Source organism: Bradyrhizobium pachyrhizi, assembly GCF_029714545.1.
In the GTDB taxonomy this organism is placed as follows: domain Bacteria; phylum Pseudomonadota; class Alphaproteobacteria; order Rhizobiales; family Xanthobacteraceae; genus Bradyrhizobium; species Bradyrhizobium pachyrhizi.
In genome coordinates this window covers 7,714,105-7,727,319 of sequence record NZ_CP121667.1, presented here as the reverse complement: position 1 = coordinate 7,727,319, position 13,215 = coordinate 7,714,105, and the positions used below count along the sequence as shown (strand labels likewise).

The 13,215-nt window shown below is 66.0% G+C and carries 9 protein-coding genes; 4 read left to right on the top strand and 5 right to left on the bottom strand.

The window, feature by feature from the left end; translation table 11 throughout:
• Nucleotides 1–110: 110 nt before the first annotated feature.
• Nucleotides 111–4,862, bottom strand: a complete 4,752-nt coding sequence (gltB, locus tag QA639_RS36495; RefSeq protein ID WP_157347836.1) for a glutamate synthase large subunit — start codon at nucleotides 4,860–4,862, stop codon at nucleotides 111–113.
• A gap of 470 nt (nucleotides 4,863–5,332) precedes the next feature.
• On the opposite strand from gltB, the gene QA639_RS36490 reads away from it, so the two are divergent.
• Entirely contained in the window at nucleotides 5,333–6,133 is an 801-nt protein-coding gene (locus tag QA639_RS36490) for a hypothetical protein (protein WP_157347835.1), read from the top strand.
• A gap of 225 nt (nucleotides 6,134–6,358) precedes the next feature.
• Here the strand turns inward: QA639_RS36490 and QA639_RS36485 are convergent, their stop codons facing one another.
• Nucleotides 6,359–6,835 carry an Hsp20 family protein gene (locus tag QA639_RS36485; protein WP_028341344.1) on the bottom strand — a complete coding sequence of 159 codons (477 nt, stop codon included), beginning with the start codon at nucleotides 6,833–6,835 and terminating at the stop codon, nucleotides 6,359–6,361.
• A gap of 221 nt (nucleotides 6,836–7,056) precedes the next feature.
• Here QA639_RS36485 and QA639_RS36480 point away from each other — a divergent pair, with 221 nt between their 5' ends.
• Nucleotides 7,057–8,004 carry an alpha/beta fold hydrolase gene (locus QA639_RS36480; protein WP_283088567.1) on the top strand — a complete coding sequence of 316 codons (948 nt, stop codon included), beginning with the start codon at nucleotides 7,057–7,059 and terminating at the stop codon, nucleotides 8,002–8,004.
• Between the two features lie 63 nt (nucleotides 8,005–8,067).
• Here QA639_RS36480 and QA639_RS36475 read toward each other — a convergent pair whose 3' ends face one another.
• Nucleotides 8,068–8,727, bottom strand: coding sequence for a hypothetical protein (locus QA639_RS36475; protein ID WP_283088566.1), 660 nt, complete (start codon nucleotides 8,725–8,727; stop codon nucleotides 8,068–8,070).
• A 60-nt stretch (nucleotides 8,728–8,787) separates the two neighbouring features.
• Nucleotides 8,788–10,587, bottom strand: coding sequence for an adenylate/guanylate cyclase domain-containing protein (locus QA639_RS36470; RefSeq protein ID WP_028332882.1), 1,800 nt, complete (start codon nucleotides 10,585–10,587; stop codon nucleotides 8,788–8,790).
• 237 nt (nucleotides 10,588–10,824) lie between these two features.
• On the opposite strand from QA639_RS36470, the gene QA639_RS36465 reads away from it, so the two are divergent.
• Nucleotides 10,825–11,460 (top strand): LysE family translocator, encoded by a 636-nt coding sequence (locus QA639_RS36465; protein ID WP_028332883.1) that lies wholly within the window; start codon nucleotides 10,825–10,827, stop codon nucleotides 11,458–11,460.
• A gap of 16 nt (nucleotides 11,461–11,476) precedes the next feature.
• Here QA639_RS36465 and QA639_RS36460 read toward each other — a convergent pair whose 3' ends face one another.
• The gene (locus tag QA639_RS36460; RefSeq protein WP_157347834.1) at nucleotides 11,477–12,229 is read right to left on the bottom strand and encodes a sulfite exporter TauE/SafE family protein; all 753 of its coding nucleotides are present in this window, start codon (nucleotides 12,227–12,229) and stop codon (nucleotides 11,477–11,479) included.
• Nucleotides 12,230–12,321: 92 nt separating this feature from the next.
• Between QA639_RS36460 and QA639_RS36455 the strand changes: the two genes are divergently transcribed.
• A complete protein-coding gene (locus QA639_RS36455) occupies nucleotides 12,322–13,215 on the top strand; it encodes a LysR family transcriptional regulator (protein WP_082190628.1) in 894 nt (297 codons plus the stop codon).

The following is a 13,215-nucleotide window of genomic DNA, read 5'->3' as shown; positions in this document are numbered from 1 at the left end:
CATCCTGAGGAGCGGCGCGTGCGCCGCGTCTCGAAGGATGGAGGCCCGTGTGGCGGCCTCATGGTTCGAGGCGGCGCTGCGCGCCTCCTCACCATGAGGGTCTTTCAGGCCTACGCGCCGATCGCGATCTTCGGCTCGGCGTCGGCGTTCGCCTTCATTTCCTTCAGCGCGCGGCGGTACTCCACCGGCATCACCTTGCGGAATTTCGGCAGCCAGCTCTTCCAGTCGGCGAGAATCTCCGCCGCCTTCTTCGAGCCCGTCAGCTTGGCGTGACGCGTGATCAGGACGTGCAGCCGCTCCACGTCGGAGTCGAGCAGGTTCTGGAACACGTCGACCCGGCCATGCGCCTCGAGATCGCCGGAGTGGTGGTAGGTGTCGGCGTTGATCATCTCCTCCGAGAGCACCGGCTCGAGCTCGACCATCGAAAGGTTGCACAGCTTGTCGAAGTCGCCGGCCTCGTCCAGCACATAGGCGATGCCGCCGGACATGCCGGCCGCGAAGTTGCGCCCGGTCTTGCCGAGCACCACGACGATGCCGCCGGTCATGTATTCGCAGCAATGATCGCCGGCGCCCTCGACGACCGCGACTGCGCCGGAGTTGCGCACCGCGAAGCGCTCGCCGGCGATGCCGCGGAAGTAGCACTCGCCCGCGATCGCGCCGTACATCACGGTGTTGCCGACGATGATCGACTCTTCCGGCACGATGCCGGAGATCTTCGGCGGCTTGACGATGATGCAGCCGCCCGAGAGGCCCTTGCCGACATAGTCGTTGCCTTCGCCCTCGAGCTCGAAGGTGACGCCCTTGGCGAGCCAGGCGCCGAACGCCTGTCCCGCCGTGCCCTTCAGGCCGACATGGATGGTGTCGAGCGGAAGGCCGGCATGGCCGTAGATCTTGGCCACCGCGCCCGACAGCATCGCGCCGGCGGAACGGTCGGTGTTGTTGATCTCTTCCTCGATCTTGACCGGGGCGCCGCGATCGAGCGCGGCCTGCGCCTTCTCGATCAGCCGGCGGTCGAGCACGGCTTCCAGATGGTGGTTCTGGCTCTCCGAGTGATAGATCGTCTGGCCCTTCTCCTCCTTCTGCCGCACGAACAGCTTGGAGAAATCGAGGCCCTTGGCCTTCCAGTGCGAGACCAGCGCGGTCTGGTCCAGCATCTGGACCTGGCCGACCATCTCGTCGAACGTCTTGTAGCCGAGCTGCGCCATGATCTCGCGGACTTCCTCGGCGACGAAGAAGAAGTAGTTGATGACGTGCTCGGGCTGGCCGGTGAAGCGCTTGCGCAGCACCGGATCCTGGGTCGCGACGCCGACCGGGCAGGTGTTGAGGTGGCACTTGCGCATCATGATGCAGCCCGCCGCGATCAGGGGCGCGGTGGCGAAGCCGAACTCGTCGGCCCCGAGCAGCGCCCCGATCACGACGTCACGGCCGGTGCGGAAGCCGCCGTCGACCTGGACCGCGATGCGGCTGCGCAGCCGCTGGCGCACCAGCGTCTGATGGGTCTCGGCAAGACCGATCTCCCACGGCGAGCCGGCATGCTTGATCGAGGTCAGTGGCGAGGCACCGGTGCCGCCCTCGAAGCCCGCGATGGTGACATGGTCGGCGCGCGCCTTGGCGACGCCGGCGGCAACCGTGCCGACGCCGACTTCCGACACCAGCTTGACCGAGACCTGGCCGTCGGGATTGACGTTCTTAAGGTCGTAGATCAGCTGGGCGAGGTCTTCGATCGAGTAGATGTCGTGATGCGGCGGCGGCGAGATCAGGCCGACGCCGGGCGTCGAATGCCGGACGCGGGCGATCGTCGCGTCGACCTTGTGGCCGGGCAGCTGGCCGCCTTCGCCGGGCTTGGCACCCTGCGCCATCTTGATCTGCATCATGTCGGAGTTGACGAGGTATTCCGTCGTCACGCCGAACCGGCCCGAGGCGACCTGCTTGATCGCCGAGCGCATGCTGTCGCCGTTGGGCATCGGCTTGAAGCGGTCGGATTCCTCGCCGCCTTCGCCGGTGTTCGACTTGCCGCCGATCCGGTTCATCGCGATCGCGAGCGTGGTGTGCGCCTCGCGCGAGATCGAGCCGAACGACATCGCGCCGGTCGAGAACCGCTTGACGATGTCCTTGGCCGGCTCGACGTCCTCGAGCTTGACCGGCTTGCGCTTGTCGTCCTCGGCGCTCTTGATCCGGAACAGGCCGCGCAGCGTCAAGAGACGCTCGGACTGCTCGTTGAGGATCTTGGCGAACGCCCGGTAGCGCTCCTGCGAATTGCCGCGCACGGCATGCTGCAGCGTCGAGACCGATTCCGCGGTCCAGGCATGGTCCTCGCCGCGGGTGCGGTAAGCATATTCGCCGCCGACATCGAGCGCGCTCTTGTAGATCTGGCCGTCACCGAAGGCGTCGGTGTGGCGCCGTACGGTCTCCTCGGCGATCTCGCCGAGGCCGACGCCCTCGATGCGGGTGTGGGTGCCGGCGAAATACTTGACGACGAAGTCCGCCTTGAGGCCGACCGCGTCGAAGATCTGCGCGCCGCAATAGGACTGGTAGGTCGAGATGCCCATCTTGGACATCACCTTGAGCAGGCCCTTGCCGATCGACTTGATATAGCGCTTGACGATCTCGTAATCGTCGAGCGCGCCGGGCAGCCGGTCCTTCATCGCGAGGATGGTTTCGAACGCGAGGTAGGGGTTGATCGCTTCGGCTCCGTAGCCGGCGAGGCAGGCGAAGTGATGCACCTCGCGCGGCTCACCGGATTCCACGACGAGGCCGACCGAGGTGCGCAGGCCGGTGCGGATCAGGTGATGATGCACGGCGGCGCAGGCCAGCAGCGACGGGATCGGAATCCGGTCGGTGCCGGTCATGCGGTCCGACAGGATGATGATGTTGATACCCTCGCGCACCGCGCCCTCGGCGCGCGCGCAGAGCTCGTCGAGCACCTGCTCCATGCCCGCCGCGCCGAACCCGGCGTGGAAGGTGGTGTCGAGCGTGCGCGACTTGAAGTGGGTCTCGGCGACGTCGGAGATCGAGCGGATCTTTTCCAGATCCGCGTCGGTCAGGATCGGCTGCCGCACCTCGAGGCGCTTGGTCGAGGCGACACCCTGCAGGTCGAACAGGTTCGGCCGCGGCCCGATGATCGAGACGAGGCTCATGACGATTTCCTCGCGGATCGGATCGATCGGCGGGTTCGTCACCTGCGCGAAGTTCTGCTTGAAGTAGGTAAACAGCTGCTTCGGCTTGTCGGACAGCGCCGAGATCGGCGTGTCGTTGCCCATCGAGCCGGCAGCTTCCTCGCCGATGGCCGCCATCGGCGTCATCAGGATCGCGATGTCTTCCTGGCTGTAGCCGAACGCCTGCTGGCGATCGAGCAGCGGCAGGTTGGAGCGCACGCCCTTGGCCGGCGCATCCGGCAGCTCCTCGAGCTGGATCTGGGTGCGATGCAGCCAATCGCTGTAGGGGTGACTCTTGGCGAGGTCGGCCTTGATCTCATCGTCGGGAATCAGGCGGCCCTGCTCGAGGTCGACGAGCAGCATCTTGCCGGGCTGCAGCCGCCACTTGGTGACGATCTGGTCCTCCGGAATCTTCAGCACGCCCATTTCGGACGCCATCACGATGCGGTCGTCCTTGGTGACGAGATAGCGCGCCGGCCGCAGGCCGTTGCGGTCGAGCGTGGCGCCGATCTTGCGTCCGTCGGTGAAGGCGATCGCGGCCGGGCCATCCCACGGCTCCATCAGCGCGGCATGATATTCGTAGAAGGCGCGGCGCTGCTCATCCATCAACGGATTGCCGGCCCATGCTTCCGGAATCATCATCATCACGGCGTGCGGCAGCGAGTACCCGCCCTGCACCAGGAATTCGAGCGCGTTGTCGAAGCAGGCGGTGTCGCTCTGGCCTTCATAGGAGATCGGCCACAGGCGGCTGATGTCCTTGCCATAGAGCTCCGAATGCACGGAGGCCTGCCGCGCCGCCATCCAGTTGACGTTGCCGCGCAGCGTGTTGATTTCGCCGTTATGGGCGATCATCCGGTAGGGATGCGCCAGCGACCAGGTCGGGAAAGTGTTGGTCGAGAAGCGTTGATGCACCAGTGCCAGCGCGCTGTCGAAGTCGGCCTCATGCAGGTCGGGATAGTACTTGCCGAGCTGGTCGGCGAGGAACATGCCCTTGTAGATCACGGTGCGGCACGACAGCGAGCACGGATAGTAGCCCGCCATGCCGCGGTCGCGGCGCTGATAGATCGCCTGCGAGATCGACTTGCGCAGGATGTAGAGGTGGCGCTCGAAATCGTCCTCGGTCTTGGCCGCACCATTGCGGCCGATGAAGACCTGCATGTGGTAGGGCTCGGTCGGCTTCACGGTGACGCCGAGCGAGGAATTGTCACTGGGCACATCGCGCCAGCCGAGCAGCTTGAAGCCCTCGTTCTTGATCTCGTCGGCGATGATGCTCTTGATCACGTTCCGCCACGCGGCATCGCGCGGCATGAACAGCGCGCCGATGGCGTATTCGCCGGGCTGCGGCAGCTTGAAGCCGAGCTCCGCGGTCTTGCGCGCGAAGAAGGCGTGCGGGATCTGCACCAGGATGCCGGCGCCGTCACCGGCGCGCGGGTCGGCGCCGACGGCGCCGCGATGCTCGAGGTTGCACAGGATGTTCAGCGCGTCGGAGACGATCTGGTGCGACTTCTGGCCCTTGATGTTGGCGATGAAGCCGACGCCGCAGGAATCCTTTTCCAGGCTCGGATCAAACAGGCCTTCGGCTTCCGGGCGCCAAGTATGCAGTTCGGGCGTATGCAACTCACGCGCGGGCTCGGCCGCTTTCGAGTCCGCGGTCGCCGACAGCGTTCCTGCCACGATGTTTTCGCGCTCGAATTCCGACCCGCTCATGTGTCCTCTCCCTTTCGTAAGGGCCCCACCGTATTTGGCGCACCTTGGACGTTGCGGCACCCACCGGGCCACCGCTCGTCCGCCGCGAGCCGCATTTTCCTAAATTCAGACGACGGGCGTTTCAACGTCCCCTGAGGGACGGCCCTGCCTGCAGCATTCTCGGAGCTCGGGGCGCCGAGGTCTCGTTGCAATCCCTATGCCGGGATGGCCTCGAAATTGAGACAGCTTTACTGTCCTAACTTAGACCTTGCCAAATTTTTGTCTATCACACAAGCGCGAGGAAGTCCTCGCCCGCATGCTCGGATCGAACGGCTCGGCGGGGATGAGGCGCCCCCGATTCGAAGCAAACACGCCGTGATCTGGCCCAAGGAGCGACCAAGGACCGCCGAATTTGAAACTGAAGTTTTGCCCCGGGCAAGCCGGCAAGAGAGCGGAAACGCTCCAGGGCGGGGCAGACAGGAGTTACGGCGATGAAGTTGTTCACAGGTTCGGTTGCTGCCGCCGCCCTCGCGCTCAGCGCAGCCTCGGCCGAGGCCCAGCTGGCGACGTCCGCCCGGATCGGCAGCCCGCTTCTGGTCAGGGTATCCGACATGGACGGGCCCTATGCCGCCATGCCCGAGGTTCCGCCGCCGCCGCGCTTTGGCCGGGTCCCGAGCCTGTTGCCGCCGGTCGAGGTCTATACCGTGCTGCGCGAGAACGGCTATCTGCCGCTTGGCGCGCCCCGGCAGCGCGGGTTCGTCTACACGATCTCGGTGATCGACCAGGGCGGCGACGACGGCCGGCTGGTGATCGATGCCCGCGACGGCCACATCATCCGCTTCACGCCGGCCTCCCGGCTCGGCGACCATTACGAAGAGGAAATGAGCGCGACCGACGGTCCCGTCGGGCCGATGCCGCGGCCAATCCAGGCCCGGGTGCCGCGCCCGCCGCTCCCGATCCCGCATGTTGCCAGCCGTGTGCCGGTGCCGAAGCGGAACCCGCTGGCGGCCAAGGCCCAGGTTCCGGCGACCCAGGCTCCGGCGGCAGCCCAGGCTCCTGTCCCGGCGGCCCAGGCCGCCGTCCCGCAGGCGGCCACGGCCACGCCGCAGCCTGCTCAGGCAGCCGCACCCGCGACGGCCGAGCAGGCCGCAGCCCCGAAGCCGGCCGAGGCCCAGGCTGCGCCGCAAGCCGTCCAGCAAGCCGAGGCTCCGACCGTCGGTCAGGGGGCTCCGGCGCCTGCGCCCGCGATCCTGCCGACCCAGGCAATGCCCAAGGTGCAGGGATTGGAGTGACCCGCGTCGCTCTGTAGCCCGGATGGAGCCAACGGGTCGCGCGAACGCGCGCCCGATGACAGGCTCCGCGAAATCCGGGGCGGTCGCGTCGCGGACAAGTTCCCCGGATTGCGCTTCGCTTCATCCGGGCTACGCCACCACTGCGGATCGTCGGCAACAAAAAACGCCCCGGTTTCCCGGGGCGTTTTCGCGATCAGCCAATATCTGCTGACGCGGGTTTGTTGCTTAGGCGGCGACCTTGCCGGCCGAGCCGTCAACGACCTGCGGAGCCTTCTCGCCGCCGCCGATCGGAATGCTGCGGGGCTTCTTGGCCTCGGGAATCTCGCGGACGAGATCGACGTGGAGCAGACCGTTCTCGAGCGAAGCGTTCTTCACCTGCACGAAGTCGGCAAGCTGGAAGACGCGCTCGAAGGCGCGGGAGGCGATGCCGCGATAGAGCACTTCGGAGCCGTTGCCGGAGTTCTCGTTGGCGGTTTTCTCGCCCTTGATCGTCAGCGTGTTCTCCTTCGCGACGATCGAAAGCTCGGCCTGCGAGAAGCCGGAGACCGCAACACTGATCCGGTAAGCATTCTCGCCGGTGCGCTCGATGTTGTAGGGGGGATAGCCGGGGCTGCCGTCCGAGGTTACCTGATCGAGCAGGTTGAAGAGGCGGTCGAAGCCGACGGTGGAACGATAAAACGGAGTGAGGTCGTAGCTACGCATAGGAATAGTCCTCCATTGAGCGACTGTTTCAGTTACCCGCCCGCCATCGGGCCGGGCTTAGATGTGTGCAGCCTGATGTTTCGGTTCCGAAGCACTGGTAGCGGCCTGCACGGAGGTGATATGGGAGAGGTCACGTCGCGTTCAAGAGGCGGAAACCGCGTCGCATTTTTTGGCGCCGGCGTCCTTGATCTCCACCCTGTCTCACCACTCCGGTCCCCTTCATGACGCTCGTCTCGATTCCCGCCAACCCGGTTCCGGACGACGTTGTTAGTGGCACCATCAAGACATCAGACGGGGCCGAGCTGCGCTTTGCGCGCTGGGCGCCGCCGCCCGGCCGCAAGGGCACGGTTTGCGTGTTCGGCGGGCGCGGCGAGATGATCGAAAAATATTTCGAGACCGTGCGCGATCTGCGCGACCGCGGCTTTGCGGTGGCGATGATCGACTGGCGCGGACAGGGCCACTCGTCGCGGCGGCTGCGCGATCCCCGCAAGGGCTATGTGCGCGACTTCGCCGACTACGAGGTCGACGTCGAGACCTTCGTGCAACAGGTGGTGCTGCCGGATTGCCCGCCGCCCTATTTCGCGCTGGCGCATTCGATGGGCGGTGCGGTGATGCTGCGCCTCGCGCATGCCGGCAAGCGCTGGTTCGACCGCATGGTGCTGTCGGCGCCGATGATCGACCTGCCGCGCCGCCGCGTGTCGTTCTTCCCGAGCACGCTGCTTCGGATCATGCGGCTGGCCGGGCAGGGCGGCCGCTATGTTCCCGGCGGCAGCGACGAACTGGTCGGCCTCGCGCCCTTCATCGGCAATCCCGTCACCAGCGACCCGGTGCGCCATGCCCGCAACGCGGCGATCCTGGAAGAAGACCCGACGCTCGGCATCGCGGCGCCGACGATCGCCTGGGCCGACACCGCGTGCACCGCGATGCGCACCTTCCGCGGCATGTCGTATCCGTCCGAAATCCGCCAGCCGATCCTGATGCTGGCGGCGAGCAACGACGAGGTGGTGTCGACGGCCGCGATCGAGGAGTTCGCCTATCACTTGCGCGCCGGCTCGCATCTCGTGATCGCCGGCTCCAAGCACGAAATCCTGCAGGAGCAGGACCGCTACCGCGGCCAATTCTGGGCGGCGTTCGATGCGTTCGTGCCGGGCACGCCGCTGTTCAAGTGAAACATGGCGTTTTCGAGCGAAGCGGATACCGGTTCGCGTGAAGAAAACGCATCCAACAAAAATCTAGCGCTGTAGCAGCGCGACGATCCGGTCAGGAAAGCGCTTGTCCACGAACAGCGTCCTGACCTCGGCGACGCTGAGATAGCGGTCCTTGCCTTCGCCCTTGCCCATGATGTCGAGCAGCACCGGCCACTCGCCGAGCATCAGGAGCGGATAGTAGCAGTGCAGGATGCCGTAGGACGGCGGATGCCCGTCCTTGGCGCGCTGGAAGTTCGCCGCCATGAAGGTCTTGATCTCGGCGGCCGACAGCCCGCGTTCGACGCTGCCGTCGGGTGCCTTGTAGTCGCTGCCGAAGGTCGCGAGCCGCGCGATCTCGTCCTCATGGACCACCGCGTGCTGGTCGAGGATGCGCGAGCCGGCGCCGTGCTTGTCGAGCGGGCCGTTGCGTAACGCGTCGAGAATGGCGCCCTGGAACAAGCTGCGCAGCTGGCTGAACGGACCAAGGCCGTTGGCGATCTGCGCCACCATGAAGATCTTCGCCCGTGCGGTGAATCCCTCGAACCCGGTCTTGCCGGTTGCGCGCCCGATGGTGCCGGTCAGTTCAGGCAGCGGCACGATATGGCCGCCGACATAGTTGCCGGCGACAAGCGCCCGCAGGAACGGGCAGGGATTGTCAGGGGAGACCTGCGGGGCGGGCGCCGCGCTTGCAGCCGTATCGGACATCAAACCACATCCTGAAAAGCTTCAGCTTAAAAAGCATCCATTACCGGTGGATGAATTCGCTCAGGAGTCGACGGCGAATTTCGAGGTGGATGCAACCAGAGCGAGTTTGCCGAACGGCAGGCCGGCTTTCAAGAGGCCGTCGCGATAATGCGCGATGTCGGCCGGGTTCTTCCAGTGGAAATTGCGCAAGTGACGCTCGACCGTCAGCTCGGGATGGTTGGCGAGCAGGGCCTCGGCCGCCTGCGCGGCCTCGTCGGCGCGGCCGAGCTGGGCAAGCGCTGCGGTGCGCACCGCAAGGCACTGCAGATGGTTCGGGTTCAGATACAGCCCCTCGCGCGACCACGATAGCGACGCGTCATATTGCCCGAGCAGATAATGGCTGAATGCGTTCAGCGCCGCCCATTGGTAGCGCGGGTCGCTGTTGCCGCGCTGGACCGCCGTCGAGAACAGATCGACCGCCTTGCGATGATCGCCGATCACCATATGGCAGATTCCCAGCACGCCGCGCGCGCCCATGTCGTAGGGGTTGAGCTCGATCGCCCGCTTGATGGCATCCATCGCGGCTTCGTAGTGGCCCTGCATCGCATGCAGATAGGCCAGCAGCGAAAATGCGAACGAGGAGCGCGGGTCGAGCCGCACGCTGCTCTCGGCCAGGCTGACCGACGAGGCCCACAATTCGCGCGTGCTCGGAATCCAGCCGAACTGGATGCTCTGGATCTGGATCAGCGCCAGATAGGCGCGCGCGATCGACAGCGCGGGGTCGAGCTCGATCGCTTCCTTGAACAGCGCGATCGCGGTTTCGCAATCGTCCTTGGTCTGTTGGTAGTAGTGCGACAGCCCCTTCAGGAAGCGATCCCACGCCGTCAGCTCGGCGTTCGGCGAGCGCGCCGGTGCCGACGCCTCGGCGCGATAGATCTCCTGGGCGACGGCGGCGGAGAGATTCGCGGTGATCTCGTCCTGCATCGCGAACAGGTCGCCCATGTCGCGGTCGTAGCGGCCGGTCCACAGCTGCTCGCCCTTCTCGGGCGCGATCAGCTCGGCGGAGACGCGGATCTTGTTGCCGGCGCGCCGTACCGAACCCTGGATCAGATAGGTCGCGTCGATCTCGCGCGCGATCAGCCGCGTCGAGACGTTCTTGCCCTTGTAGGCGAAGGTCGAGTTGCGGCTCAGCACGCGATAGAAGGATTGCAGCGACAGCGCGTGGATCAGGTCCTCGGTCAGGCCGTCCGAGAAATATTCGTCGGCGCCGCCGCTCAGATTGTCGAACGGCAGCACGCCGACGATTGCGGTCCGATATTGGCCCGGCAGATGCGGACCATCCTCCGGAACCTGCTCCTGGGCATCGGACCCGGCCGGCGCCCAGGTCCAGACATTGACCGGCTCGGCGATGTTCTTGAAGCGGTGCGGGCCGGCGTCAACGAGGGTGACGGCAAGCCGCCGTCCCGCTTCAGTGCGGGCCTTGTCCGACACCGCGATGCCGCCGGGCGTTGCGACCGTCTCGAGGCGGACGGCGATGTTGACGTCGTCGCCGAACACCTCGTCCTCGTCGGCCATGACGTCGCCCATGTGGACGCCCATCCGGAAGTGCATGGCGCGGTCGGCCGGCAGATGTTCGTTGCGCTCGGCCATCAGGGTCTGCATCGCGACGGCGGCCTCGATCGCGCCGATGATGCTCGGAAATTCCAGCAGGAAGCCATCGCCGGTGTTTTTGACGATTCGGCCGCCATGGTTGAGGATGATCGGGTAAATCGCGCTACGGTGCGCCTTGAACGAGGCATGCGTCCCCGCCTCGTCGGCACCCATCATGCGGGAATAGCCGGCGATGTCAGCGCAAAGAATGGCAGCGAGCCGTCTTTCCATGTCTCCTGTGCCCTGGAATGGCCACTTAGCCGAGGTGACCGAATCCGATACTTACAAGACAGGCCGGGTCCGGCGGAAGCCCGGTTTGCAGGCACCTATAATGCATAGTAGCAGAATTGGCATGCGACCAACGGATCGTACAGTCGTTTCTCTACTGAATTCGTGTGTCGCTGGGATGGCGCCGGCTGGCTGATCATCCTTTCCGGGCAGTTACTTGCATAGGTTAACCTCGCTGACATGCTGGGAATTCACGAACTTTGGCTGTTTGTCCTGTCCGGGCTGCTGCTCAACGTCACACCGGGCCCGGATACCGCTTATATCATTGGGCGCACGATTCAGCTCGGATGGCGCGGCGGCGCCGCTGCGGCGATCGGTATCAGCGCCGGCTGCCTGGTCCATGTGCTGGGCGCGGCGATCGGCCTGTCGGCGCTGCTGATGGCCTCGTCGACCGCGTTCCTGGCCGTCAAGCTGGTCGGCGCGGCCTATCTGGTGCTGACCGGCCTGCAGATGCTGCTGACGCGCGCCAAGCCGCTCGCGGAGATCGCCGGGCAGGGCGGCGAGACCTCGATCTCGCGCGTGTTCTGGCAGGGGGCGCTGACCAATATCCTCAACCCCAAGGTGGCGCTGTTCTTCCTGGCTTTCCTGCCGCAATTCGTGGCGGCCGATTCGCCGCACAAGACGCTCGCCTTCCTGGTGCTCGGCCTGATCTTCATCACCGGCGGCACGCTGTGGTGCCTCGGTCTTGCGGCCTTCGCGGCGCGGGCTGCCGGCCGCATCAGGCAATCGGCCGGCGTGATCGCCTGGATCAACCGCTCGCTCGGCGCGCTCTTCATCTATCTCGGCGTCCGCGTCGCGACGCTGGAGGCGCGGTAGCTCTGGCTCCGCCGCTCTAGCCGTGGATCTTGAGCAGCGCGCTGCCGGCGAGATAGACGCCGAGCAGGATCATCGCGATCAGGAACCAGCGGCGGAACACCTCGGGGTGCATCCGTGTGCGAACCGCCTGGCCGATGAACATGCCGGTGAACGACGCCGCCATCGCGACCGCGCCCGGCAATGCAGTGGCCGCTGTCAGCAGGCCCGATGCCGTGAGGTTGAACGCGAGCGCCACGGTCGCAGTGGTAAAGAACACGCCGAGCGCCTGCACGAGTTCGTCCTTCTCCATTCCGATCGCCTGCATGAACGGCATCGAGGGGATGACCTGAACGCCGGTCGCCGCCGAGATCAGCCCGGTGATGACGCCGACGATGCCGCCGATCCATTTTTCGTCGCGCCGCGCGACCTTGAAGCTGAACCGGCTCAGGCCGACGATCGCGTAGATCACCAGCAGCACGCCCAGCACGACGGTGCCGTAGGCCGCGTATGGCCCGGTCAGCAGCCCGGCATTGATCCAGATCCCGGCCACGGTGCCGAGCATCAGCGGCCACAACCGCTTGATGATGTCGCGCAGATAGGGCCCGACGAAGGTCTGCCAGATATTGGTGACGATCGCGGGCACAATCACGATCGCGATCGCCTGGCCCGGCGCCATCGTGGTTGCGAGCAGCCCCATCGCGACCGTCGGCAGGCCGAGGCCGAGCGTGCCTTTGACGAAGCCGGCGAGCAGGAAGGCGAAGGCGATGAAGATCAGGAGATGGTCGACCATGGCGGCACATTGACCGATCGAGCCGATCGGCACAATCTGGAGGTTACGGAGTTAGCCTTCGGGTGATCCGAAGGTATGGGGCGGGAAACGTCATGCGGTTCGACCTGATCGACTTGCAATTGTTCATCGCGGTTGCCGATGCGCGCAGTATCACGCAGGGCGCGGCGCGCGCGAATCTTGCGCTGGCTTCGGCCAGCGAGCGGATCAAGGGCCTCGAGGAGGCGCTCGGCGTCGCACTGCTCAAGCGCGGCCGCCGCGGTGTCGAACTCACGGCGGCGGGCGAGAGCCTGCTCGGTCATGCCCGCATCGTGATTCACAATGTCGAGGCGCTGCAAAGCGATCTCGCCGCCTATGCCAGCGGCGTGCGCGCCAACGTGCTGTTGCTGGCCAACACCTCGGGCCTGTCGGAGCATCTGCCGCGGGCGCTCGCGGCCTTCCTGCACGAGCATCCCGATATCAGCGTCGATGTCGAGGAGCGCGAGAGCACCGATATCGCGACCGCGATCGCCAGCGGCGCCGCCGATCTCGGCTTCGCCGCGGAGCACGCGCTGCCCGACAGCGTCGAGCGCTTCCTGTTTAGCGAGGACCGCTTGATGCTGGTAGCGTCGCGACGCAGCGATCTCGGCGGCCGCCGCCAGATCGACTTCCAGGAGGTGGTCGGCCGCGATTTCGTCGGCCTCACGGCAACGTCGGCGCTGCAGGTCCATATCTCGCGGCACGCCGCAAAGCTCGGCGCGCGGCTGCGCTTCCGCGCCCGCCTGCGCGGCTTCGACGCGATCTGCCAGATGGTCGGCGCGGATGTCGGCATCGCCGTGATTCCGGAGACCGCGGCGCGGCGCTGCGCGGCATCGATGCCGATCACGACGATAAGGATCCGCGACGCCTGGGCCAACCGCCGGCTGACGATCTGCGCGCGCAGCTTCAAGGCGCTGCCGCGCGCGGCCAAGCAGCTCGTGGATTATCTGCGCGCCGAAGCGCAGCGCTGA